The following is a 23,860-nucleotide window of genomic DNA, read 5'->3' as shown; positions in this document are numbered from 1 at the left end:
TTCGGAGTCGGAGCGGCTTTCGACTTCCACGCGGGGCGCGTGGAGCAAGCGCCCAAATGGATGCAGCGCAATGGTCTGGAATGGTTCTTCCGGCTGACCCGCGAGCCCACCCGGCTCTGGAAACGATACTTACTGATCACGGCTGTGTTTCCGCCGTTATGGGCATTACAAAAGCTGCGCATCCTCAGGTTCCAAACAGGAGAGAATTGATTCATGTCAAAGCGAGTGCTGGTGACGGGCGCGGGCGGGTTTATCGGCCATCACCTGGTGAGGTATCTGGTAGAGCGCGGTTGCTATGTTCGCGGAGTCGACCTAAAGTATCCCGAGTACGAACCTACCGCCGCGCATGATTTCCAGATACTGGACCTGAGGCGCTGGGATAACTGCCTGCAGGCTACCGCGGGTATGGAAGAAGTGTACGGGCTCGCCGCGGAGATGGGCGGCATCGGCTATATCGAGTCCAATAAGGCCGTGATTGTCCGCGACAGCACGATGATCAATATGAACTCGATTGAGGCCGCGCGGGTCAATGGCGCCAAGCGGTTCCTGTTCACATCGAGCGCTTGTGTTTATCCGGGGTACCGGCAAAAGGAATCCAATGTTACGCCGTTGAAGGAAGATGACGCCTATCCGGCGGATGCGGAAGACGGATACGGGTGGGAGAAGCTTTACTTCGAACGCACCTGCAGGCATTACCGGGAGGACTTCGGACTAGAGACGCGCGTCGTACGGTTTCATAACATCTTCGGTCCCCTGGGCACTTACGACGGCGGCCGCGAAAAGTCGCCCGCTGCGATTTGCCGGAAAGTCGCGCTGGTGGAAGACGGCGGCACCATCGAGGTTTGGGGCGACGGGTTGCAAACGCGATCTTACTGCTATATCGATGACTGTGTTGAAGGCATTTACCGATTGATGCGGTCCGATTATCCTCAACCGCTGAATCTTGGCCAGGACCGGCTGATTTCAATCAATGAGTTGGTGGATCTGGTGTCTAAGATCGCGGGGAAAACCGTCCAGCGGAAGCATAACCTGACCGCTCCCCAAGGGGTTCGCGGCCGGAACAGCGATAACTCAAGATTGCGGGAAGTGTTGGGGTGGGAACCCCGGGTTTCTCTTGAAGAAGGGCTTGCTAAGACTTACCGGTTTATTTACGGGGAACTGGAGAAGGCGGGGCGGATTCGCGCTCTAGCCGGCACTGCCGCTTAATACTCGGACGAACCCCGCCACTTTCGGGCGGCGGGGTTCGTCTCTTGTTGAAGAACTACGGGTGTTGAAGAACTACCGGTGTTGAAGAACTACCGGTGTTGAACTTCCGCGAGGCTTCTCTAGATCTCTGCGGTTTGGCGGGGGATCGTGCCCTTTGCGCTTCTGAGTGACCTAAGGAACCAGCGCGTAAGCCGCTCGGTTAGCCCTTTTGGTTGCGCCTGCAGCGTTAGCAGGGGCAACTCGGAACGATCGCGTAAGTGACTCCATTAGCGCCTGCGCCGCCGAACGTCGCGAATCCGAAGATTCCGCCCTTAGGCCCGAATTGAACCAATCCGGCCGGATCGCCTCCCTCGGTTTCCGAGAACGTGTGCAGTAAAATGGGCGTGAAAGCATCACCTGCGGGTGAGAGTTCCAGGACAGCTCCATAGCTCTTGGGAGAAACCGCCGTGCCGGTGCTGGTGACGTAAATGTTGCCTTTGTTGTCGAAAGCAGGGGGCGCATATGGCGCGCCGCTATCGACTCCGCCTTGAAACGTGTAAATCGGGAGATAGGTCCAGGTGCTGCCACTAGAGGGAGGCTTCAACCGGAAGATCGCTCCGCAGCCCGGTTTCCCGTTAAACGTGCAGGGCCCGCTGCCGCCCAGCTCAGCCGCTCCGTAAATATAGCCGTCATTGCCGAACCCGAATCCCTCGGGATTGTAAGCACTGCTCGCGGACCCGCCGAACGAGAAGAGGACCGTCTCCGTCCAGACGTTGCCGCTCGTCGGAGGCGTTAGTTCGACCATGGTGCCGCCTTGATATGCGCCGTTGTTCGAAAGCGATACGTAAAGGCTTCCGCCATAAGCGACAATGTACTGCGGAACTCCGCCGTCGCTGGTGCCGTTGAAGGTGTGAATGATCGTCTCCGTGTACGGCTGGCCCGAGGCCCCGGGAGTCAATGAGTAAACAATTCCAACATTGGTTGCCCCCCCACCGAAGTTAGTGATTCCGTACATCGTGCCGTTCAGAGTTGTCATGAAGGTCGGACGCGAGCCGTCAGTGCCGCCCTGGAACGTGTAAATCACGCTGTAGGTGTAGCCGCTTACGCTTGGCGTAAGTTGGTATACGGTGCCGTTGCCCGTGAAGGGAACAGCGGAACCTCCTCCGTAAGTCGTCCCGAAAAACGCGTTGTCAACGTAAATCGGATTGGCATTCGGGGCTCCTCCGCTAGGGCCGCCCACGAAGTCGTAGATGGTTGTTTCGGTGACCCCGGCGCCCGCGGTCGCAGGGGCCGTTAGCTTGAAGAACGTGCCACAGGCGCCGCCGACGGTTACGCATCCATTCAGGCCGCCGTTGTACGAGATCCCAAAGATATCGCCGGCTGACGTGATGATCGGAGTTCCAACCGGTTGGGAAACATGAGGAACTCCGGAGTTTGAAAAATCGTAGACGATCGTGTAAGTCTGGGACGAAGCTGCGAAAGGCAAAGCAGCGGCTATTGCGCAGGCAAGCGTAAGGTTTGTTACTGAAAATCGAAGCACGATTAGAAATTCCTCCTGGAAAAGCTGCGAAGCAGTTGCACTCAATTTTACCTGTCAAAGGTCGGCAAACAGAAAGCCGATGTCCGATATATGTGAGTCAAGATTCGCAAGGATGTATCTAAAAGCCCTAATGAGTGAACACCGCTTGCGCGAACTGACTATATTGTCCCGCTATTAACTTCCGAGTTCCCGGGAATTCCTCGTGAAATGCCGGATCGCTATCTGTAAATATGACCAGGTCAATCCCGAGCGAATTGAGAATAATCGGGGGCGCGGCGGAATGGAACACTGAGGTGATCAGGCCGATTGACGCGAGGCAGGTTCGCGGGTCGCCTCCGAACGCGGTTCCGCACTCCATGCTGCCCGCGGCCATCTGACGGCGGGCGTATAAACCGTAAAAGACATCATCGAACGCGCGGTCCGGGTTGGTTTCGAACACCGCGGCGCGTGGCGTGACGCGACCGAGATCCAGGTAAAGAGAACGAATGGCGTAAGCCCGCTCGGCCATATGACGGTCCTGGCTAATTGCCGGCGGCACAATACCGGCGTCGGCTAGCGGAAAGTAGAAACGGTCAATCGTCAACTCGTATAGAGAACTAAGGATACCGGTGACCAGAAGAGCAGCGGCTGTAATACGCCAGGCGCGCGGTAGGGTGCGGCGAGTACAAAGGAAGTCAGATCCCCAAAGAACAAGCACAAATTGCGCTAATAGAGGCGCCGTATTACCGAAATCGTTGTTTCCGGAGTGTCCGGAACGGAAGAAGGAGGCAAGCAACAGAGGAACTGCAATAAAGATGATAAGCGCGAGATCGAGTGGGTTCACCTCGCTGCGGGAAAGGGGCTTCCCTATACGTGCCGCCCAAATGAGCACGAGCGCGAAGAACCCGAGCTCAATCAGGTAATTGAAGGGTAGAAAAGCAAGGCGAAGAATTCCCGGCGGATTTGGACCGGTTAGCCGGTGCAGTGGAAAGAAGTCCCGGACGGCGAAGCTCAGAAGCGGCGAGCCGGAACCGGTCTGCGAATCCAGACTGACAAGATAGGGGCCGATCAGAAGGAGCGCGATCACTCCCGCGGCAAGTAATACAACGGAGTGGAGATTCCACCGCCGGAATAGCGTAATCACAAACCAGACGGCAAGAGATGCCGCAAACGCGAGTGCGACATAGAAATTGAGACCGGCGCAGGAAGCGAACGCGAAGCCCGCAGCCGTGGCGTGGGTGAACCATGCGCCGTAACGCGCGCCCCGGTTTCCCTCGGCGGCCTGTAAGAGAAATAGAACGCCCGTGAAGCCGGCCACCAACGCGGCGATATAGTGCGGCGCCCACGTAACTGCGCCGATCCAGGAGTAAACGGATTCGTTCCACCATTCCATATCGGGATCGATATGTCGCGGGAGACGTAACAGCACGGGGAGGATATCGAGGCCCGTCACGGCGAGAAGCGCGATCGCCGGCAGCGTTCGGGAGCGGGCGAGTGCCGGATTCCGGAAATGAACGAACAGAGCGACGAGCGACATCAGACCCAGACCGGCCCAAACACAGGATGCGGTGAGCGCGGCGCGCGGTCCCAGACCCAGACGGTCGACCAGCGAACAGAGCGCGAACCAGAAGTAGTGGTAGCGCAGCGGCGCGCCGCCCTTAAGGAAATACTGCGGGTTCAACGGAGGAATGCCGGTCCGGGTGATGGCGTCCGTGATGGCCACTCGTAGATAGTGATCGTAGATGGCGGTCGAGAGATAGAGGCGATTGCCGATAGCGATGTCGGCCAGCGCGAGCAGTGCGACGATCGACCAGATCAGGACGATCCAGAAAGCGGCTCGCGGCAGGCGTAAGAGTACGCGGGGTCCGCCCGCGATTAGAAAGACCAGCAGGGCGATCGCTTCGAGACCCCAGACCGCGTTCAGTGTCCAGACGCGGCCGATCCAATACACGATGATGGGAGTGACGGCAATCGCGACGGGGATAGCGGCAGCGCACTTCCATACGGGCCCCAGGCGCCGGAAGTCAAATAGATTTAGAGCAAACGCGAGCGCGTAGCCGGGAGTGAACAGGATAAACGCGAAGGCAACGACAGCGAGAACGAGTGCCAGGAGTTAGAGCTCGTGATCGTGGGTGCAGCCGGGAAAGGACGCAAGCATCTGGTTTCCGCGGTACCCGAGCTCCTCCACAAGTCCACTGTAGGAGGTGTAATAGCCGTCCACCGTCAAGTCTTTCATCGCGTGGAAGAAAGGTGCGCGTTCGGTATCGTTTTCGGCAGCGGTTAAGAGCGCAATCTGCTGTTCGGGTTCCAACTCGACGAACGCGTGATCGTGAACCGAACGGGATTGCGCTTCGATCCACGCGAGTCCCTCGACAATCACCCTGTGACGCGCGGAATTCGTTGCCGCGACATGATCGATGTACTGTGGCACGCCCGCGGCAAGTGCGCCCGGAGTATCGGTGGCGGGAATAATCAGGTCGACGATGCGGGAAACGATCGCGCCTTCCGCGGCGCTGAACGTTTGCGGGGCGAACGGAGGTATCGCCGGAGCTTTGTACGGCGAATGTTCGTAGCCGGACTGGTCGGAGGCGTGGGCGTCGGGAAGATGAGCGTCTTGCCCCGATGCCGACGGCACGGCGGCCAGGGTACCGATCGCGACGAGATGCTTTAGGGTGTCGCGACGAGAGTTCATAACCGTGTTGCGCTTCCAGGGCGGAACTTGATTGTGTAGATTCCCCCTAATAACATCAGCAGCGCGCCCCAGTAGACCCCGGCGTGAAGGTTCGCCAGCACTAAGGGATGCTCCGGCGGATTCACCGCGTAATAGGTTGACGCGCCAAGAATGATGACGCCATAGGCCAGTAGCAGCACGCCAATGAAAAACCAGATCGAGATCATGCCTTTATGTCCGTGCATAGCCGCCTACCAGAAGATGATGTTCAGAATCACAAATACAACCGCGACGACTCCGGCCCAGAACAACGGCCGCTTATAGATCGGAACCGCCGCATTCGACGGGATATTGGTTTCACCATACACCAAGCCCGCCAGACTACGCGTGGGGTCCGGCCGCGTCATCAGGCTAACGACGACAGTAACCGTAACGCAGATGATCCATGACCACAAGGCCCGATACATATTCTCCGCCATGTCTTTCGCGTTGACCGACATGGCGACATAGCGCAGCGCGCTGGGATCGACTTTCACCCATAACCACATGCCGATGGAAGACACGGTTCCACAGAGCAGGCCCCAGAAACCTCCCGGGCCCGTCGCCCGCTTCCAGAGCATTCCCAAAACCACGGTCCCGAACAGCGGCGCGATAAAGAAGCTGAACAGCGCTTGAACATAGTCCATGATGCTGAGAAACTGCATCACCAGATACGCCGTGCCGATGCTGATCAGGACGCCGATTACGGTCGACCAGCGGCCCACGCCGACGTAGTGATCGTCCGTTGCCGCGGGCTTAATGTACGGGCGGTAGATATCGTAAGTCCAGACGGTCGCGAAGGCACTGACGTTGCCGGCCATCCCGGACATGAACCCCGCAATCAGCGCGGTGATACCTAGGCCGAGCAGACCGGGTCCGCAATAACGCGCCAGCATTAGGGGCAGCACTTCGTTATAGCTGTGCCCGCCGGTAGCATTGGCCTGCGCTTCACCCATCAGGTGCTCCGGCAAGACGGCCAGCGCCAGCAGGCCGGGCAGAATCACGATGAACGGAACGGCCATTTTGAAGCCCGCGCCGATGACCGGAGCCAGCTGCGCCGTGCGTAAGTCCTTGGCGGCAAGAACGCGCTGGACGACGAGGAAGTCGGTGGTCCAATAGCCGAACGAGATCACCCACCCGAGGCCGAGCACGATACCGGTCCAGTGGATGCCCATCGGGTTATCGCTGAAGTGACCCAGCGTGCTCCACAGATGCGTGTAATCCTGGCCGGGGAAGTTCTGGTGAATCCGCGCGACCATACCGCTCCAGCCGCCCGCTTCGACGAGGCCGAGGATCGAAATCAGCATGGCGCCGAACCAGATCAACACAAACTGCAGCACCTCGTTGAAGATCGCCGAGAGTAAGCCGCCGAGGAACACATAAGCCGCGACGGTAAGTGACGAAACCCAGATGCTGAAGTTGATATCCCAGCCGAGTACGATCTTCATCACCAGCGCCATCGAGTACATGTTGATGCCGCTCATCAGCACGGTCATGAAGCCGAAGGTAACCGCCGAGAGAACGCGCGCGGGCTCGCCGTAGCGCAGCTTCAGATATCCCGGAACCGAGTGCGTCTTCGAGATGTAGTAGAAGGGCATCATCACCAGGCCGAGGAATAACATGGCCGGGATGGCGCCAATCCAATACCAATGGGTGGCCAGGATGCCGTATTGATAGGCCGATGCGGCCCAGCCCATTAGTTCGAGCGACCCTAAGTTCGCGGCCAGGAAACTAAGTCCCGCGATCCACGCGGTCATGTCGCGCCCGGCGAGAAAGAAGTCTTCGCCCGTGGTGGTGAACCGGCGCAGGTAAAGCCCGATGCCGATCACCATGATGAAGTAAAGCGCGATGATCGAGATATCTACGGGACTGAGTGAAACCAGGCGCGTCGTGGCAAGTAAGAGAGCGAGCGGCGGCATCAACCCCGCACCTCACTCATGATGCCGACCATGCGCCGGTCCTGATCGCGAATCACCGCGACATGAAATTCCCGACCTTCCATTTTGCCTACCATTCGCGGTTCAGTCACAATATCGACACCTTTCACGGTCAATTCCTCCCATGCGCTCTGCATATCGTCCACGGAGTAGTAAAGCACCGACTCAGGGTTGTTTTCGTCCCGCGGGAAACCGCTGAGCATCAACCGCGCACTGCCGGCGTCGAACATGGCGAGCTTCGGCTGTTCGAACAGCAGCTTCAGGCCGAGCACATCGCGATAGAACGGGACGGCCTGCGATACGTCGTTCACGGTCAGCGCGACCTGGGCCAGCTTCATCGTTCGTCTCCCTTCCGTTGGAGGTCAATATTTTGCAAGCCCATAAAACTGATTAACGAGCCTATCGCAATCACCACCGCCGCGCCGATCACGTTGTACCAAAGAAACGAAATCCCAGTGAAGCGCGCCGCTGAAAGAATGGCCGCCTCACCCGCCAGCATCCCGAAGAAAGCTCCCGTACCGTTGGCGCGCTTCACAAACACGGCCAGGGTGAACACCCCGAGCAGCGTTCCGTAGAAAAGCGATCCTATCATGTTCATTGCTTCGATTAGCGAACCGAGCGTGCGCGCGTATTGCGCGAAGGCCACGGCGTAGAGGCCCCAAAACACGGTCGCGATCCGCGAGACCAGTAAGTAGTGGCGATCCGAAGCACCGCCGCGGATGTGGCGCTTGTAGATATCGATCACGGTCACCGTGGCAAGAGAGTTAATCTCACCCGAGCTGGAAGACATGGCCGCCGAGAAGATGACGGCTATTACTAAGCCGATGACTCCGGCGGGAAGGTGATGCGTAACGAACGTCAGGAAGACGTAATTTGTGTCGTTAAAAGCTTTCTCTTTCGATCGGCTCAGGTAGGCCGCGATTCCCTGCCCCCGGGCAGCGTTCAGCTGTTGCTGCGCGGTTTCCAGACGGCCGCGCGCGTCGGCAAGCGCGCGCGCATCGTTCTTATGCCGGGCGTCGATGAACGCGTAAGCAGCCCCGGTTCGCGCCGCGGCCGCGGTATCGAAAGTAGTTTGAACATCCGGCCACGCCGCGCTTTGTTTGGCGGCCTCGAGAGCCTTCGGTTGAAACAACAGCGGCGGCGGAGTGAACAGATAAAACACGAACACCATCGCGCCTACGAACAGAATGAAGAATTGGATGGGCACTTTGAGCATCGCGTTGAATAGCAGTCCGAGACGGCTTTGCGCGATGCTCTTGCCGGTCAGGTAGCGCTGCACCTGCGATTGATCGCAGCCGAAGTAAGCCAGGGCGAGAAACGTCCCGCCGAGAAGTCCGCTCCACAGGGTATAGCGGTCATTGAGATCGAACCGCGTGACCACCGCGTTGAGCCTTCCCGCAGCCCCGGCTAAGTACACCGCGTCGATGAACGAGACGTTGGACGGCAGGTTATGGATCACCATGATGAACGCGAGGATCAGGCCGCAGAAGATGATGCCCATCTGCAGCACATCCGTCCAGGTGACCGCCGGAATGCCGCCCGTTGCGGTATAGACGATCACCAGTCCACCGATCAGCAGCGTGGTGATTCGATCGTCCCAACCGAGGATGATGCTCAGTACGATCGCGGGCGCATAGAGTGCGATACCGACGCCCAGGCCGCGCTGAATCAGAAAGACAACGCTGGCCAGCGCGCGCGTCTTGGCGTCGAAGCGGCGCTCCAGATACTCGTACGCGGTATAGACCCCGGCGCGATGAAACAGCGGCACGGCGGTGGCGCAGAGGATCGTCATGGCAATCGGCAGTCCGAAGTAGAACTGCACGAAGCGCATGCCATCCGCGTACGCCTGACCGGTGGTCGAGATGAAAGTAACCGCACTGGCCTGCGTGGCCATGATGGAGAGCCCCATCGCGTACCAGGGCATGGTCCTGTTGGCCAGAAGATATTGGCTGACGGTCCTGCTGCCCCGGCCTTTGTATAAGCCGAAGCCGACGATCGAGCACAGTGTTGCGAGAAGTACGACCCAGTCGAGAGCCGTCATGCGAAGGCTCGCGAGAACGCGTACAACAGGCCGATGACGATCGCCAGCCAGACCAGCACCACGACGTAAATGTTGCGCCAGGTTCCTAAGATCGGCGGCGGCTCGTCGGGTGCCTGCAAGCGATCAGACTAACAGTTCGCCGCGGAGAACCGTAACTGCCTGGCCGGCCATCTTGACGCGATCGCCGTCCAGACGCACGCGGAGCTGCCCTCCGCGCTTGGATGCCTGGAACGCGCGCATCTCGGTTTTGCCGAGTTTCGCCGCCCAGTAAGGCGTGAGCGCGGTGTGCGCCGAACCCGTGACGGGATCCTCATCAATGCCTGAACCCGGCGCGAAAAAGCGCGACACAAAGTCGTATGCATCGCTGCGGCTGGTCACGATGACACCGCGCACAGGCAGCTTGCGAAGCTGCGTATGATCCGGAGTAATGGCGCGCAACTGCTCTTCCGATTGGACTTCGACCAGATAGTCGAACTGATTGCGGCCCACATACACGGCGTCGATCCCAAGCGCTTCGAGAAGCTGCGGCGGAGCATCTGCCGGCTCGCTCTTCTTGGCCGGGAAATCCAGTTCGATCCAGCCGTCACTGTCGGCGACTAAGTCCGCCGTAAGTAAGCCGCTCTTAGTATAGAAGCGCGCCTGCTTGCCGACGGGTAAGTGCCCATCTTGCCAGAGTACGTGCGCGCTTGCAAGGGTGGCGTGGCCGCACAGAGCGACTTCGATCGCGGGAGTAAACCAACGTAGAGCGAAGCCGTCGTCTTGCGGATGGAGAAAAGCCGTCTCGGATAAGTTCATTTCCATCGCGACGGACTTCATCCACGATTCTTCGAGCGGGGCATCGGTGACGCACACGGCTGCGGGGTTGCCGCCGAAAGGCACGGCAGTAAAGGCATCGACCTGAACGATCGGAACTCTTGAGCTACGGGGCATACCCGATTTTACTCGGGGGTCAGCGGTCGTGTTCGTTACGCCAACCGCGGATCGCGCGCTTGGATCCATGCTTCGGCATCGACGGCAAACTGCCGCACAGTCTCTAGTAGACCCTCGGCGTCGGTATCCGAAACACCGCCGGCAAAATCGTACTCACAGCTATGCGTTTGACGCGGCAACCATCAAAATAAGCCGACAACATCGCAAACGCCGGATCGGCCACTTCCAGCGCCAGAAAAGTGTTGTAGTGTCCCCGACAGTGCGCGGCCGGTAACCCGCCGCGCGCACAACGAGCAGCGAGAGAGTCCGTGCCGCGTCGTAGGCGAGCACAAAGCGAGCGTCCGCCGATAAACCTGCGGATTTCACGTCGCTTAAACTTCGGCTAACAATTGACCGAAGGTTGTCCAACTCAGCCTTGCTGGGCGGAAGCGCCGTCACCCGGTTATCCGCCAGCAGCTTTGTCCAATTCATTCTCGCTGCCTAACACAAACAGTTTGGCATTGCTCCACACCTGCGTGAGAAACGGGTCGTTTGCTGCCCGCTTCCTCTTAAACTCCGCAGGCGTGTAGACGGTCGGATTGATCTCCCGGCCCAACAACTCCCGCGCGCGCCGCAGGGGGAGTGCCAGATCGGCCGGCAATACGTCTCCCACCAGCATCAGGTCGATGTCACTGTCGCTCTGCTCGCTCTCAGCTGCGATTGAGCCGTAGATGAACGAGGTACGGAGCCTCGAAGCGACGGGTTTGAGCGCCTCCGCCAGTATTTCGACCAGACCGGCCGTTTTAATCAATAAGCCGCGTAGGTCGGGAAACACCGGCGAGTCTCTGTTGGCCTGGTAATAGACCATGTGGCCTTGGCGATAGGTCTTGAGGACGCCTACTTCAGTCAAGGAATGCAGTTCCCGCTGCAAGCTAGAGGAGGGCACACCTAGTCGGCGGGCTAACTCTGAGACGTACCAAGCTTTCTCAGGCTGGACGAGGGTAGCCGCGAGAACGCCTTGACGCGTCTTGGGCATCAGCGCATCCAACATCTTCAGCTTCCGCATCTTGCGTAATTATGTACGCAAATTGCGAAAAACGCAAATCGGCGAGGTGTTTTTGGAAGTGATACGGGTCGTTACTACCGTTCGATGCAGCCACCCTCAGGGTAAATTGACCGTTTCGCGCCCGCGCGCGGATTGCATTCGCCGGGCCGTTAAGGACGAGATATTCCGCCCTCGAAGCCGAGCGGATGCGCGATCCGTTTCCCGCGGTCGCATACGAAATTTGATTTCGTGCTACCCTACATCCAATCATCGGGCGTAGCACGTATTTGAAAGACGTATGCGAATCGCTCAGTACGCAGTCGGCTCAAAGTGAGCCAAAGGAAGGAGCGAATGGCCCCACCAATCGCACGCGCTGTGATTCTGGCGCTCTTTATGTTAACCGGGAACCGAGCCTGGGGAGTCGCGGGAGGAAGTATCTCCGGGGTCGTTAGGGACCCGAGCGGCGCCTCTGTCCCGCATGCCCAGGTGACCCTCACCAACACGGACCTGAACTCCATTTTTCGAACCGCTTCCGACCCGAATGGCTTCTATTCGTTCCCCGCTCTCGCTGTAGGTCACTACACCTTGAGGGTCGAAGCCGCGGGCTTTAAACCCCTGCAAAAGAATAACTTGACGGTTGACACCGATGCCGCGGTACGGATCGACGTATCCCTTGAGTTGGGGTCGCAATCCGACGCGGTAACCGTCACCAGCACGGAAGGGGCAATCGAAACCCAAGTCGACACCGTCGCGACTCACCTGGGAGAAGTCGTTTCCGAAAAGGAGATCGAGGCGATCCCGCTCAACGGGCGCAGCTATACGGATTTGCTGGCGATCCAACCCGGCGTCAGCCCGATCTCCACGCTTACGCCCACTTCCGTGATCATGGCCGGGGTCACGGGCACGATCAATCCGTCGGGCGATCTGAATCCCGGAGACGTTTCCATCGACGGTCAGCGTGAATCGGCCAACGGCTTCATGGTCGATGCGGTCGACGTGCAGGAGCATATGAACGGAGGAACTTCGGTCATCCCTGACCTTGATTCCATTCAGGAATTCCGTGTACTCACTAACAACTTCGATCCGGAATACGGCAACTATAACGGCGGCCTGATCAATGTGGTCACAAAATCCGGCAGCAAATCGTTCCACGGTGAGGCGTTCGAGTTCCTCCGAAACACAGACTTGGACGCCAAGAACTTCTTTGACGCCACTCGCGGCGCTTACCGGCAGAATCAGTTCGGCGGGACTATAGGAGGACCGATCAAGAAGGATAAGATTTTCTTCTTCGTCGATTATCAGGGAACGCGGACGCTGGAAGGAATTACTTCAGCTGAGACTACCGTTCCGTCCGTGCAGGACCGGTCCGGCAATCTCAGTGATATGGCTGGTTCTTTGACGGGGACGGTTAGTGGTTCGTACACGGCCGCGCTCCTTACACAGAAGCTGGGCTATCAAGTAACACAAGGCGAGCCATACTATACACCTGGATGCACCAGCTCGGCTTCCTGTGTACTTCCAAACGCAACCATTCCGACGAGCGCGTGGTCGGCGCCGGCCCTGAACTTATTGAAGTACATCCCGACGCCGAATATCGGCACGGACCAGTTCGCTACGTCGGCGAATCCGGAGACGGTAAGGGACGATAAGGGTTCGGGGCGAATCGACGCAAATACCCGATGGGGCCAGATATTCGGCTACTACTTTATCGATAACTATCAGCTTGACAACCCTTACCCAGGGGGTCAAGGCGGCGCGAGCATTCCTGGGTTCGACGCACTTACCATTGGGCAAGCACAGATGGTGACGATCGGCAACACGCGCACCATCCGGACGACCGCTGTCAATGAATTCCACGTGGGCTTTCTGCGGAACGCAAACGTTATTGGCCAACCGCATGGCGGTTTAGGAGTTAGTCTTCAGTCGCAGGGTTTTGTGACCGGGGTGGGGACCCCGGGCATCGTCGTCCAGGCGCCCCAGTTTGAAGGCGTCGAGAACATCGTATTTCCTTCGTTCGTAATGGGAGTTCCGATCACGAACGTTGACCAATGGAATAACACGCTTTATCTCAGCGATACGGCATCTAAGGTCCTGGGGCGGCATACATTGAAGTTCGGCGGCCAGTTCCATGCCGACCAGGTCAATGAGTATCCCAATGCCACCTTCAACGGAACCTTCAATATCGATGGGACCGAAACCGGTTCCGCCTTCGCCGATTTTCTGCTGGGGTTTCCGAGTAATTTTACCCAGACCTCCGGCCAGAGCTTCTATCTGCGAAACCGGTACGGCGGAGCGTTTGTACAGGACAGCTGGCAGGTAAGAAACAATCTGACTTTCAACTTAGGCGTGCGTTGGGATCTGATCATGCCTTGGTGGGAGAAGTACAATCAGATCCAGACAATCGTCCCGGGAGAGCAATCGGTTCTGTATCCAAATGCGATGAACGGATTGGTCGTTCCGGGCGATCCGGGGATTCCTCCGACGCTGTCCCCCTCCAAGTACCACAATTTCGCGCCTCGGCTCGGCGTTGCGTACTCGCCGGATTTCCGGAACGGGTTTCTACATACGCTATTTGGCGATTCCGGTAAGAGCAGCATCCGGGCCAGCTACGGAATCTTCTATACGGCATACCCGGGATTGACAGCCGGTGTCATGTACGGAGTTCCACCTTACGGATACAACTACCTAAGTCCGGAACCGCCGCTCTTTTCTACGCCGTACATTAATTCGTCGAACGGCGTACAGAACACCGATCCGTTTCCCCTGAACTTTCCGCCGCATAATGTCTCGGCAACGAATCCTTATACCGGCTTTAACTTTGCCGCGGTAACGCCAATCAGCGCCGATCCGTTTTTCTACTACCGCAACGCGGTTCCCTACACTGAAAACTACATGTTCTCGATCCAGCGCCAGGTCGCCGGGAAGGCGCTTTTAACGCTCAGTTATGCAGGCAATGAGGGTCATCACCTGCTTGTATTAGTGCCGCAGAACCTAGGCAACCCGGCTCTATGTCTGAGTCTAAGCCAACCCAGCGAAGTAGCGCCGGGGAGTTCTACTTGCGGACCCTTTGGCGAAGACGCCGTCTATACATCCGCGTCGGGCAAAGTTTATCAGGGAACGCGCGTTGGCTTAGGTCCAAACTTCGGGTCCACCACGGCTCAGAAGACGATCGGGAATTCCGATTACAACGCGCTCGAAGCGAACCTGCGCATCAATGCGGGTAGTAACGGAACGCTCCTCCTCGGCTACACATATTCCAAGTCCATTGATGATGCATCCAACCTCGGGGAGCAAACCAACCCGTTCAATCTCAATCTGACGCGCGTGATCTCTTCCTGGGATATGACGCACAACTTTGTTGCGACTTACACGTATGCCTTGCCGTTCGATCGCTTCTTTTCGCGAAACCGCCTCACCACGGGATGGAGTCTGTCGGGCACAACCCGATTCAGCACGGGATTTCCCGTCACCTTGTTCGACGATTCCGACCGTTCGTTGCTGGGTACCCTCGGGAACGGCATCAATAACCAATTATTGGATACGCCGGAGTATCTGGGCGGCCCGCTCGATATCAATACAAACCCGCGCAACGGCAAGCCTGAATTCAACACCAGTACATTTACCCTCGAGACACTTGGGCAATTGGGCAATGCGGCGCGCCGGTTCTTCCATGGCCCCGGCATCGAGAATTTCGATATGCAGATCAGCAAAACCGTGAGCCTTACGGAATCGAAGTCGCTCGATATCCGGCTTGAAGCCTTTAACGTGTTCAATCACGCGCAATTCTATGGGCCGGCTTCGGTTGACGGAGAAGTCAACGACTCGAACTTCGGGAGCGTCGTGAGCGCGGCGGCGCCGAGATTAGTACAGGCGGCGGTGAAGATTCACTTTTAGGAAGCGTCACGCGTCAGAACGGCTTGTCCGTATGAAAATACTTCTTGTACGCCGAAATCCAGTCCGTTGCGATATCGTGCTGGGCCGTCGCTAAGTCGACTTCTCCGGAACAGACTAATTCATGTAGCCGATCTTCCAACTCATCCTTCACCCGCGCGTTCCAAACGGTTGACGCGTACGGTTGCGGCCAGAGATTGCGAATGTCCGCGGCCCCGCCGAGCTCCGGCGTAACCAGGTAGTCGACTTCGAATGCATCTGCATTTCTTCCGGGCGACATCCCATATTCCTCGAATACTCTGCTCTTGAGGGATGCCGGCAGCGCGGCTTTCTCCGTCATGCCCTCCCGGCAGATTTCGTCTCGGGTTGCGATCCGAATCGCCCCTGGGGTTAGCGAAAATCGCGGCTCAGTCAGGGCTACGAAGTTCGAGCGCCCATGATTCCGGGTACGAAGCGCGAGTCCGACGAGCGCGCCGAACGCGACCGTTAGAACCGTAAGCACCGCGACGGCCGAGCGAAAATCCAGCCAGGACCCGGTCGGCCGCGAATTGGCTGATTCTTCCAGGCGGGCCTTCAATAACGCGCGTGGGCCCTCCATAGGCGGAAACGACTCTCCGGAGTCTTCATAAGCGCGAACGAAGTCCGCAATCGTGGATTCAATCCGGCCTGCCCGCGCCCGGCAGTGCCAACAGGAACTGAGATGCGCGCGCACCTGGGCGGCTCGGCGCGAGGGCAATTCGCCGTCTCCTGCCAGCAGCAATTCCTCGTCCGACGGATGACGATCTTGAAGCATCTTAGGATTTCCTGTCCGCGCGGCGAAGCCGCTCTAACGATCGCGCTAGAGATTGCGCGACGGAACCCAGCGAAATTCCCACGACTTCGGCAATCTCGCGATAGCGCAAGCCCTCCGAACGCAGGTGCAGGCAACGACGGTCCAGCTCGGGTAGCGCGCGAAACGCGGCCAGCAGTGTCTGTTGCCGCTGCTGCGCGCTCAGCTGTTGTTCGGGATTCGGATCCGGGTGGACCTGACGATGCAGGAAGCTCTCATCTTCCGGGCTTTCGTTCCGCCGCGCTCGATAGAGCTGCTTCAAGCCGATATTGTGAGCCACGCGAAACACCCAGCCGCGCAAGTTGTGCTGATCTCGGCCACGCCGTAAATGGTGAAACAATGCGAGAAATACTTCTTGAACAACTTCCTCGGCATCGTAGTCCTGCACGCCGATGCACCTGAGGTAATGCAGCAAGCCGGCCCGGGACTGTTCAAACAGGTCGAGCACTTCCTGCTGCAGCTTGCCGTCCCGGCAGGGCTCCGGCGAGCCATGGCGCAACAAGAGCGGAAGTCGAATCGCCGGATCCGGTAAAGGAGAAGGCATTTCCTTATTTGATGATCGCAACTCCTGTTACCTACTACATTCCTCGCACCATCGATTTGTTCACGGTTTTTAGGCCGGCTACGCCGCTTCCCGCAAAAAACCCTGAACAGAATGTCAACACGCGGGATATCCATATATGCACAGGTTGGGATTTCGATCCCCGCGATGGGTTGGGCTTTACTTCTACGGTGCTGTGATCCAGTTGTTTGCGTGCCTGACACTGAACGGCCAGAATTCGAGTGGCGAAATCCACGTGCAAGTCAAAGACCCGTCCGGCGTCGGTATGGAGGCTTCGGGGAAATTGGAGAGCCTGGTTCCAGGAGTGGAGCGCAGCTTTCAAACGGACGCGCATGGGGAATACACGCTCGGAGGTGTGCCTTACGGCCGCTACCGCCTGGAGTTTTCCAGAGCCGGGTTCGTCACTTCGTCGGTGCTGATCGACGTGCGGTCGCCGACGCCCATCGCGCGTGCGGTCTCGATGAGGCTGGGAGCCCAGAGTTCGAAAGTGGATGTGGTCTCCGCAACGCCGCTATCCGGAACGGATCTCGATATCAACCAGATCGCGGGCCCTGTTCAGACGGCGACCGCCGCCGATATCGCAAGCAGTGGCGCGCTTGAGTTGGGCGATCTCATGAACCGGCGGCTCAACGGCGTGTACCTCAACGAAATGCAGGGCAATCCGTTCCAGCCCGACGTGAACTTCCGCGGCTACACCGCTTCGCCGCTGCTCGGCACGCCCGAGGGCCTTTCGGTTTACCTGGACGGCGTGCGGCAAAATCAGCCGTTTGGCGACGTGGTGAGCTGGGATCTGGTTCCCAAAGACGCGATCTCGGACGTCACGCTTGTTCCCGGCTCGGATCCGCTATTTGGACTGAACACTTTGGGTGGAGCGCTCTCGATTACCACGAAGAGCGGCGCCACGAACCCCGGTCTGAGCGGGGACCTGTTATATGGCAGCAGCGGGCGGAAGGCGGTCGAGGGCGAGTGGGGCGGCGGCGGTGCAACCGGTTTCAACTGGTTTCTGATGGGAACCGGCTTTCACGAATCGGGGTGGCGCTTCGACTCGCCGTCGGATGTCCGCCAGGGGTTCGCGCGGCTCGGCTGGCGCACGGGCAAGACCGATCTCGCGCTGACCATGAGCTACGCCTACAATACGCTGATCGGAAACGGCTTGCAGGATTACCGTCTGCTCGAGACCACCTATTCGAGCGTCTACTCGATCCCCGACAGCACTGCGAATCGTTCCCCTGCCTTCAACTTCATAGCGAGCCACAGTTTCACTGAAAACCTGACATTCACGGGGAATGCCTGGTTCCGAAACATCCGCACGGAAGCCATTGACGCGAACTTCAACGATGATGCGCAGGGCGGGTTAATCTATCAGCCCAATGCGGAAGAACAGGCGGTGCTCAGCGCCGCTGGATACACCGGGTTTCCCACCGGCGGAGCAACCATAGCGAATACGCCGTTCCCTAAGTGGCCCTGCATTGCGGAAGCGCTGCAGCTGGGCGATCCGGACCAGACATGCGACGGCGTCAACATCTACTCGAAAGAAGTCCAGAATGAGTATGGGTTTTCCGGGCAATTCACTTGGATCACCGCGCCCACAATCGGAACCAAAGCGTTAGGTCGGAACCAGTTCGCCGCCGGAGCGCTGCTCGACCGCGGGAGCGTCACCTATACGCAGACTACGGATTACGCCTATGTCAATCCGAACTATACGCTCACCAGCGTTCCCGCATGGCAGGATGGGTCCACCAGCGCCAATGGCTCGCCCATCGATACAGCAGTCGGCCTGCACGGCCGCACTCCCAACTGGAGTCTCTACTTTACCGACACTCTGACCGTTGCCAAGACCGTCAACGTAACGGTGTCCGGACGCTATAACCGGTTTACCGTCGACAATTACGACCAGCTCAACCCCATCCCCGGACCCGGATCGCTCGATGGCGACTATACATTTCAGCGATTCAACCCCGCCGTGGGGATTACCTGGAGCCCGGTCGCAACCGTGAATGCCTATGCGCGCTACTCGCAAGGCAGCCGCGCCCCGACGTCAATTGAACTTGGTTGCGCCGACCCGAGCGCCCCCTGTAGCCTGCCCAACTCGCTCTCCTCCGATCCGCCGCTCCAGCAGGTGGTCACGAATACCTGGGAAGCGGGACTGCGCGGGACACCCGAAATTCCGTTGCTCCACCACGTGACGTGGAACGTAGGCGCGTTTCGATCCGAAAACCGCAACGACATCCTGTTTATCGCAGCGCCCCAGACGGGAACCGGCTATTTCCAGAACTTCGCCAAGACTCTTCGGAAGGGCGTCGATGCGGATATCGATGGGCGCGTGGGGCGAGCGACCTTGGGCTTCGACTGGACTTTCCTGTCGGCGACTTACCAGAGCACCGAGACGCTTGACGGCTCGGCGAATAACACGAATAACCTCGCACTGGAGGGATATCCCGGATTAGGAGGCGTCATCACGGTCCAGCCGGGAGATCGAATTCCACTTATTCCGAAGCAATCCGGCAAAGCCTATATTGACTTCCAAGTTACTAAGAAGCTCGTGTTCGACCTCAACGAAGTGCTTGTATCGAGCTCGTATGCGCGGGGCAACGAGAACAATGCTTATAAAGCGGACGGAGTCTATTATCTCGGACCCGGCGTGTCGCCGGGCTATGCGATTACTAACTTCCGAGCTCATTACGATCTAACCCCGCACCTTCAACTTATTCTGCAAATGGATAATCTTTTCAACCACAAGTACTATACGGCGGCGTGGCTCTCGAATACCGCGCTGACTGCCGGGGGAGCGATCCAGTCCCTTCCCTACCCGGTCTATACGACCGGACCGGAAGCCGGCAGCGCTCCGGCGCAGAGCGCGACATTCTTTTCTCCGGGCGCCCCGCGGCGGGCCTGGGTGGAACTGAAGGTTCGGTTTTGACGGATGACTTGACGGTTGTGTCCCTTCTCTCGCCCTGAGAGCGTAACCCACGCCTCGATGCTGCACGCCGCCGCTTGCCGTATACTGGGCGGAGCTTTCACATCAAGAAAGGCGGTTTTATGACGAATTCGTTACTAGTCGTTGTCGCTTCGTGTTTACTACCACTTACTCTAACTTCCTATGTCTCCGCTCAAACGGTAACCAGTATCTATAGCTTTCACGGCCGGGAGAACGGCTCTGATCCTGTTAGCGGTTTAATCTCCGATAGCTCAGGGAATTTGTATGGTCTGACATTCTCCGGCGGCGGCAGCACCAACTGTCTATTTGGCTCTTCCTGTGGCACGGTCTACGAATTGAGCTACTCCGATGGAACTTACACGGAGTCGGTGATTCACAGTTTCACCGGCGGCCCGGAAGACGGCGCATCCCCGCAGGGTCCAAGCCTGTCGTTCGGACCCGACGGCGATCTCTACGGCACCACGTATGGCGGCGGGTTTGAGTCATGCCTCGGCGGCTGCGGCACGGTCTACCGCTTGATTCCATCGAATGGAACACCGAACGGAACACCGAATGGAACCTGGACGGAAGAAGTTCTTTACCGGTTCACGGGAGGCGACGACGGTGCGCTTCCTTTCGGTGGCGTCATCTTCGACAAGCAGGGCAACCTCTACGGCACGGCTTCGGCCGGTGGGGCAAATCTAGCAGGTACAGTGTTCGAGCTCCAGCCTACGTCCACCGGCTTCACGGAAACTACCGTTTACACCTTCGGCGGCGGCAACTACGGGCTGGCGAGTCCGGGCGGCACGTTGGTTCAGGACGCCGACGGCAATTTCTACGGTGAGGCTCAAGATGGCGGTACCCATTATGGAGGTGGGATATTCAAGCTTGAGCCTTCCGCGTCAGGTTTCACCGAGCGGCCGCTCTATGCATTCTGCGCTCTGGCGAACTGCGCGGATGGCGCCACTCCGTACGGCGGCCTTTTCCTGCAGCGCGGCAGGCTATATGGGATGGCAAATAGCGGCGGCGACCGGAACTGCTATGGCGAAGACGCCTTTTGTGGGTTAGTTTTCGAGCTCACTCCAACCGCGTCCGGACTGTGGCAGGAATCCGTGCTCCACACCTTCACCGGCGGTGCCGATGGCGCCGTTCCGTTCGATGGACCCGTGTTGGATGATCTGGGAGACCTCTACGGTACGACTTACTTCGGCGGAGCCTATGGCGTAGGGAACGTCTTTCGCCTGGCGCCCGGCCCCAACGGATGGACGGAGCAAGTGCTCTATTCCTTTCACGGCGGCGCCAGAGGTCAAGCCCCTTCGGCCAGTGTACTCGTCAGCGGTACCAGCCTTTTTACAACAGCCGAAGGCGAGGGTATTTATGGCGATGGTGGGGTGATCGAAATCAGTAAGTAGCAGGTCAATGCTGATACAGCGGACGAAAGCCGGGCAGGCTCGGGTTCTGAACCTTCTCGAGCTGCGGCAGCGTCTGCGGCGCGCCGGTCACGCGATGATACAACGCCAGCAGGTCGAATTCATCGACACCCACCGATCGCGCGTACTGCCGGATGTAACTCGTCGCGTAAACACCTCCGGGGAGACGTCCGAAATCTCCGCTCTCAATCGCTTCCAGGTTGCGGGTACTAATTTTCGTATCCGCTGAAATCTGCCGCAGGGTTAAACCTGCTTTTTCTCTGACCGTCGCCGCGGCGAGCAGAATCGCGTTCGTCATTTCCGTGGGGGATCCCGATACTTTCCTGTTGAAGTGTGTGGCCGGAGTTGATTTGCTCACAACTTTAACATGCTGCACATATCGGCTGGTACCATTTTTTGTATCACGTCGCATTTTTCTTTCAGGGCAGCGCGCTTACCGGCAAAGGCCCAGCCGTGAAGCCGGATATGACGGTCGACCTCTGCGGCATTCAACTGCGCAACCCCGTGATCGCTGCCTCCGGAACATTCGGCTATGGAGTCGAATTCGAATCCATCCTTGACCTGAATCGCCTGGGGGCCATCGTTGTCAAAGGCCTTTCGCGCGAGCCGATCGCGGGGAATCCGCCGCCGCGCCTCTGGGAAACAGCCGAGGGAATGATCAATTCCGTTGGATTGCAGAACATGGGAGTAGCGGAATTTATCAAGCAAAAGCTCCCCGAATTGCGTCGGTTTCAAACGCCGGTGATCGCGAATGTATTCGGCTACGCGGTTGACGATTACTGCGAAGTCGTTCGCATTCTTGAAGACGCCGACGGGATTACCGCGTATGAACTGAACGTTTCCTGTCCGAATACGAAGTGCGGCGGCATCCAGTTCTCCTCCGATCCCGCGATGCTGGCGAGTGTTGTCGCGCCCGTGCGTCGTCTGGCGAAGCGCCCGGTGATCGTGAAGCTATCGCCCAACGTTGCCGCCATTGAGCCGCTCGCCCAAGCTGCCGAAACAGCGGGCGCGGACGCGATTTCCCTGGTCAACACGTTTGTCGCTCTCAGCGTCGATGCCCGGACGCGCCGCCCGCGCATCGGCAACGGACTGGGCGGACTCTCCGGACCGGCCATCAAACCGATCGCCCTGCGCATGGTCTGGCAAGCCGCGCGAAGCGTCCGCATCCCCGTGATCGGTCTGGGCGGGATCGGCACGGGCGAGGATGCCGCCGAGTTCCTGGTCGCCGGGGCAACCGCCGTGCAGGTGGGGACAGCGTCGTTCTGGGATCCGCGGGCAACCACGCGCATTGCGCAGCAACTCGAAAGCTTCTGCCGCCGCCACGGGATCACCGCGGTTCGCGAGCTAACGGGCACGCTAAAGATGTGAGCCGCTATAATCACGGTCGATTGCGACGCCGGATCCTGAACCTCTGCGCGGGTTTGCTGCTGGCTCTGCTCATCTTCGGAGCGGCTGCGCCGTTTCTTCACGCCGACCGTTATCGAAACCGCGTGCAGCAGGCCATGTCCGCCGCATTGGGCCGCCAGGTTTCCATTGACGGCTCCGTCACTCTGAACCTCTTCAGCGGTCCGGGTATTTCGGTGGCGGATGTCCGGATCGCCGATGAGCCCGGCGCCGGCGCCGAGCCTTTCGCCTATGTCGACGAGGTCATCGCGATCCCCCGCATTTGGTCTTTTTGGACCGGCCGTATTGAGTTCTCTTCGTTGACGTTGAACGGCGCCCATGTCAACCTCTCGCGCGCCGGGCGTGTCTCGAATGCCGGGTCCCCGCCCTCGTGGAACTTCACGGGTTTGGCGCGCCCCAACGTTCTGGCTGCCTTCCCGGTGATCCGGATGCGCGATAGCCGGATCAACTTCAAAGTCGACGGGCGCAAGACCACGTTCTACCTGATGAACGTCGATCTCGATATTGCACCGCGCGCGCGGGACGGGTCCCAATGGGACCTGCGGTTAACGGGACAGCCGGCGCGTTCCGATCGCCCGGCGCGGGGCTTCGGGGCAATCGAAGCGCGCGGCCGCTGGACTCGCGGTCCCGCCACCGGCGGCCACACCGAAATCGACGTCCGGCTCGTTCGCAGTGAAATCGGCGACATCGTGGCGCTCATCTACGGGCACGATGCCGGCGTCCACGGCATTGTCGCCGGGGCCATTCACGTGGCGGGGGAACCCGCGGCGCTGGGAATCGACGGCGAGGTGCGCGTCTCGGAGCTGCACGGTTGGGCGCAGAGTCCGCCGTCCGGCGGCGCTTTTCCGTTTCGGGTTTCGGGCACAGCGGATCTGTCCGGCGAACGTTTCGAATTGTTTGCCGAACCCAAGACGGCAGCCGCGCCGCTGCGGCTGCACTTCACTGCCATGCCGGAAGCTCAGCGGACTACGTGCGCGTTTGACCTGCGCAGTGACGGACTGCCGATCTCCGGTATTCCCGGCCTCCTGCGCAACTTCGGCGCGAAGCTGCCCGAAGGGTTTCAGATCGAGGGATTGCTGGACGGCAGCCTGCACATCCAAACGGGCGCTGCGTGGACCGGGAGTGCGACGGTTCGCCAGGTCGCGCTGATTTCGGCCCATAGTCCGGCGCTGAATCTGGCGTCGGCACCGATTACGGTCGGAAGCGGGGAAGCCGTGCTGGCGCCTTCGGAGATGGTTTCGGACGGAACCGCTGTCGGAGACTTAGCGGGACACTATAATCTCGCCGACCGGTCTTACGGAATCGAAATCACCAGCAATGGCGGGTCGCTCGCGGCGATGCTCCGCGCGCTGCCGGGAGTCACCGTGCCGGTGCTTTCGACTGCGCAATCGGGCCAGTGGACCGGCGATCTGGCCTACACGGAACCAGCCGCCGGCGAGTCGCAGTGGACCGCATCGGGCACGCTCACCGATGCCGAGATC

The 23,860-nt window shown here is 58.9% G+C and carries 20 protein-coding genes; 7 read left to right on the top strand and 13 right to left on the bottom strand.

Going from position 1 to position 23,860, the window contains the following annotated elements:
- Both H1Y01_RS03850 and H1Y01_RS03845 read left to right on the top strand, forming a co-directional pair.
- The coding region (locus H1Y01_RS03850) for a WecB/TagA/CpsF family glycosyltransferase (RefSeq protein WP_180538951.1) at nt 1-210 on the top strand (210 nt) is incomplete at its 5' end.
- A gap of 3 nt (nt 211-213) precedes the next feature.
- Nucleotides 214-1,206 carry an NAD-dependent epimerase/dehydratase family protein gene (locus H1Y01_RS03845; protein WP_180538949.1) on the top strand — a complete coding sequence of 331 codons (993 nt, stop codon included), beginning with the start codon at nt 214-216 and terminating at the stop codon, nt 1,204-1,206.
- Between the two features lie 226 nt (nt 1,207-1,432).
- Here H1Y01_RS03845 and H1Y01_RS03840 read toward each other — a convergent pair whose 3' ends face one another.
- The 10 genes from H1Y01_RS03840 to H1Y01_RS03800 form a co-directional block, all read right to left on the bottom strand.
- Nucleotides 1,433-2,725: a choice-of-anchor tandem repeat GloVer-containing protein gene (locus H1Y01_RS03840; protein ID WP_180538947.1), complete on the bottom strand. Its 1,293-nt coding sequence runs from the start codon at nt 2,723-2,725 to the stop codon at nt 1,433-1,435.
- Nucleotides 2,726-2,852: 127 nt separating this feature from the next.
- Nucleotides 2,853-4,655 (bottom strand): hypothetical protein, encoded by a 1,803-nt coding sequence (locus H1Y01_RS03835; protein ID WP_180538945.1) that lies wholly within the window; start codon nt 4,653-4,655, stop codon nt 2,853-2,855.
- A 162-nt stretch (nt 4,656-4,817) separates the two neighbouring features.
- Nucleotides 4,818-5,396 (bottom strand): gluconate 2-dehydrogenase subunit 3 family protein, encoded by a 579-nt coding sequence (locus H1Y01_RS03830; protein WP_180538943.1) that lies wholly within the window; start codon nt 5,394-5,396, stop codon nt 4,818-4,820.
- The gene (locus tag H1Y01_RS03825) at nt 5,393-5,602 is read right to left on the bottom strand and encodes a hypothetical protein (RefSeq protein WP_219341239.1); all 210 of its coding nucleotides are present in this window, start codon (nt 5,600-5,602) and stop codon (nt 5,393-5,395) included. Before H1Y01_RS03825 ends, H1Y01_RS03830 begins: the two co-directional genes overlap by 4 nt.
- A 24-nt stretch (nt 5,603-5,626) precedes the next feature.
- Nucleotides 5,627-7,333 carry a sodium:solute symporter family protein gene (locus H1Y01_RS03820; RefSeq protein WP_180538940.1) on the bottom strand — a complete coding sequence of 569 codons (1,707 nt, stop codon included), beginning with the start codon at nt 7,331-7,333 and terminating at the stop codon, nt 5,627-5,629.
- Complete coding sequence (locus H1Y01_RS03815) at nt 7,333-7,689, bottom strand: VOC family protein (protein WP_180538938.1); 357 nt, start codon at nt 7,687-7,689, stop codon at nt 7,333-7,335. Before H1Y01_RS03815 ends, H1Y01_RS03820 begins: the two co-directional genes overlap by 1 nt.
- On the bottom strand, nt 7,686-9,392 hold the full coding sequence (locus H1Y01_RS03810) for a sodium:solute symporter (protein WP_180538936.1): 1,707 nt from the start codon (nt 9,390-9,392) through the stop codon (nt 7,686-7,688). Before H1Y01_RS03810 ends, H1Y01_RS03815 begins: the two co-directional genes overlap by 4 nt.
- Nucleotides 9,389-9,511: a hypothetical protein gene (locus tag H1Y01_RS19690; protein ID WP_257644408.1), complete on the bottom strand. Its 123-nt coding sequence runs from the start codon at nt 9,509-9,511 to the stop codon at nt 9,389-9,391. Before H1Y01_RS19690 ends, H1Y01_RS03810 begins: the two co-directional genes overlap by 4 nt.
- Before the next feature lie 4 nt (nt 9,512-9,515).
- Entirely contained in the window at nt 9,516-10,322 is an 807-nt protein-coding gene (locus tag H1Y01_RS03805) for a PhzF family phenazine biosynthesis protein (RefSeq protein ID WP_180538934.1), read from the bottom strand.
- Nucleotides 10,323-10,764: 442 nt separating this feature from the next.
- Nucleotides 10,765-11,367 carry a helix-turn-helix domain-containing protein gene (locus tag H1Y01_RS03800; protein ID WP_180538932.1) on the bottom strand — a complete coding sequence of 201 codons (603 nt, stop codon included), beginning with the start codon at nt 11,365-11,367 and terminating at the stop codon, nt 10,765-10,767.
- A gap of 330 nt (nt 11,368-11,697) precedes the next feature.
- Between H1Y01_RS03800 and H1Y01_RS03795 the strand changes: the two genes are divergently transcribed.
- Entirely contained in the window at nt 11,698-15,240 is a 3,543-nt protein-coding gene (locus tag H1Y01_RS03795; protein WP_180538930.1) for a carboxypeptidase-like regulatory domain-containing protein, read from the top strand.
- Between the two features lie 13 nt (nt 15,241-15,253).
- Here the strand turns inward: H1Y01_RS03795 and H1Y01_RS19455 are convergent, their stop codons facing one another.
- Together H1Y01_RS19455 and H1Y01_RS03785 are read right to left on the bottom strand one after the other, a co-directional pair.
- Nucleotides 15,254-16,030: a hypothetical protein gene (locus tag H1Y01_RS19455; RefSeq protein ID WP_219341238.1), complete on the bottom strand. Its 777-nt coding sequence runs from the start codon at nt 16,028-16,030 to the stop codon at nt 15,254-15,256.
- Nucleotide 16,031: 1 nt separating this feature from the next.
- On the bottom strand, nt 16,032-16,610 hold the full coding sequence (locus H1Y01_RS03785; RefSeq protein ID WP_180538928.1) for an RNA polymerase sigma factor: 579 nt from the start codon (nt 16,608-16,610) through the stop codon (nt 16,032-16,034).
- A gap of 145 nt (nt 16,611-16,755) precedes the next feature.
- On the opposite strand from H1Y01_RS03785, the gene H1Y01_RS03780 reads away from it, so the two are divergent.
- Together H1Y01_RS03780 and H1Y01_RS03775 are read left to right on the top strand one after the other, a co-directional pair.
- Nucleotides 16,756-19,548 carry a TonB-dependent receptor gene (locus tag H1Y01_RS03780; protein ID WP_180538926.1) on the top strand — a complete coding sequence of 931 codons (2,793 nt, stop codon included), beginning with the start codon at nt 16,756-16,758 and terminating at the stop codon, nt 19,546-19,548.
- 119 nt (nt 19,549-19,667) lie between these two features.
- Nucleotides 19,668-20,957, top strand: coding sequence for a choice-of-anchor tandem repeat GloVer-containing protein (locus H1Y01_RS03775; protein ID WP_180538924.1), 1,290 nt, complete (start codon nt 19,668-19,670; stop codon nt 20,955-20,957).
- A gap of 4 nt (nt 20,958-20,961) precedes the next feature.
- Here H1Y01_RS03775 and H1Y01_RS03770 read toward each other — a convergent pair whose 3' ends face one another.
- Nucleotides 20,962-21,273, bottom strand: a complete 312-nt coding sequence (locus H1Y01_RS03770; protein ID WP_180538922.1) for a helix-turn-helix domain-containing protein — start codon at nt 21,271-21,273, stop codon at nt 20,962-20,964.
- 167 nt (nt 21,274-21,440) lie between these two features.
- Between H1Y01_RS03770 and H1Y01_RS03765 the strand changes: the two genes are divergently transcribed.
- Both H1Y01_RS03765 and H1Y01_RS03760 read left to right on the top strand, forming a co-directional pair.
- Nucleotides 21,441-22,343, top strand: a complete 903-nt coding sequence (locus H1Y01_RS03765) for a dihydroorotate dehydrogenase (RefSeq protein WP_180538953.1) — start codon at nt 21,441-21,443, stop codon at nt 22,341-22,343.
- Nucleotides 22,344-22,363: 20 nt separating this feature from the next.
- Nucleotides 22,364-23,860, top strand: a 1,497-nt coding sequence (locus H1Y01_RS03760; protein ID WP_180538919.1) for an AsmA family protein, incomplete at its 3' end; no start/stop codon positions are given.

Source organism: Nevskia soli, assembly GCF_903970205.1.
GTDB lineage: Bacteria > Acidobacteriota > Terriglobia > Bryobacterales > Bryobacteraceae > Bog-113.
Note: the sequence above shows the minus strand (reverse complement) of the source record. Positions and strands in the feature narration are given on the sequence as shown.

What these genes read in the sequence shown, in the direction of transcription:
- H1Y01_RS19455 (WP_219341238.1), bottom strand. Translation starts at nt 16,030, where the DNA reads ATGCTTCAAGATCGTCATCCGTCGGACGAGGAATTGCTGCTGGCAGGA.
- H1Y01_RS03845 (WP_180538949.1), top strand. Translation starts at nt 214, where the DNA reads ATGTCAAAGCGAGTGCTGGTGACGGGCGCGGGCGGGTTTATCGGCCAT.
- H1Y01_RS03785 (WP_180538928.1), bottom strand. Translation starts at nt 16,610, where the DNA reads ATGCCTTCTCCTTTACCGGATCCGGCGATTCGACTTCCGCTCTTGTTG.
- H1Y01_RS03820 (WP_180538940.1), bottom strand. Translation starts at nt 7,333, where the DNA reads ATGCCGCCGCTCGCTCTCTTACTTGCCACGACGCGCCTGGTTTCACTC.
- H1Y01_RS03825 (WP_219341239.1), bottom strand. Translation starts at nt 5,602, where the DNA reads ATGATCTCGATCTGGTTTTTCATTGGCGTGCTGCTACTGGCCTATGGC.
- H1Y01_RS03815 (WP_180538938.1), bottom strand. Translation starts at nt 7,689, where the DNA reads ATGAAGCTGGCCCAGGTCGCGCTGACCGTGAACGACGTATCGCAGGCC.
- H1Y01_RS03795 (WP_180538930.1), top strand. Translation starts at nt 11,698, where the DNA reads ATGGCCCCACCAATCGCACGCGCTGTGATTCTGGCGCTCTTTATGTTA.
- H1Y01_RS03765 (WP_180538953.1), top strand. Translation starts at nt 21,441, where the DNA reads ATGACGGTCGACCTCTGCGGCATTCAACTGCGCAACCCCGTGATCGCT.
- H1Y01_RS03775 (WP_180538924.1), top strand. Translation starts at nt 19,668, where the DNA reads ATGACGAATTCGTTACTAGTCGTTGTCGCTTCGTGTTTACTACCACTT.
- H1Y01_RS03830 (WP_180538943.1), bottom strand. Translation starts at nt 5,396, where the DNA reads ATGAACTCTCGTCGCGACACCCTAAAGCATCTCGTCGCGATCGGTACC.
- H1Y01_RS03800 (WP_180538932.1), bottom strand. Translation starts at nt 11,367, where the DNA reads ATGCGGAAGCTGAAGATGTTGGATGCGCTGATGCCCAAGACGCGTCAA.
- H1Y01_RS03805 (WP_180538934.1), bottom strand. Translation starts at nt 10,322, where the DNA reads ATGCCCCGTAGCTCAAGAGTTCCGATCGTTCAGGTCGATGCCTTTACT.
- H1Y01_RS03810 (WP_180538936.1), bottom strand. Translation starts at nt 9,392, where the DNA reads ATGACGGCTCTCGACTGGGTCGTACTTCTCGCAACACTGTGCTCGATC.
- H1Y01_RS03770 (WP_180538922.1), bottom strand. Translation starts at nt 21,273, where the DNA reads ATGACGAACGCGATTCTGCTCGCCGCGGCGACGGTCAGAGAAAAAGCA.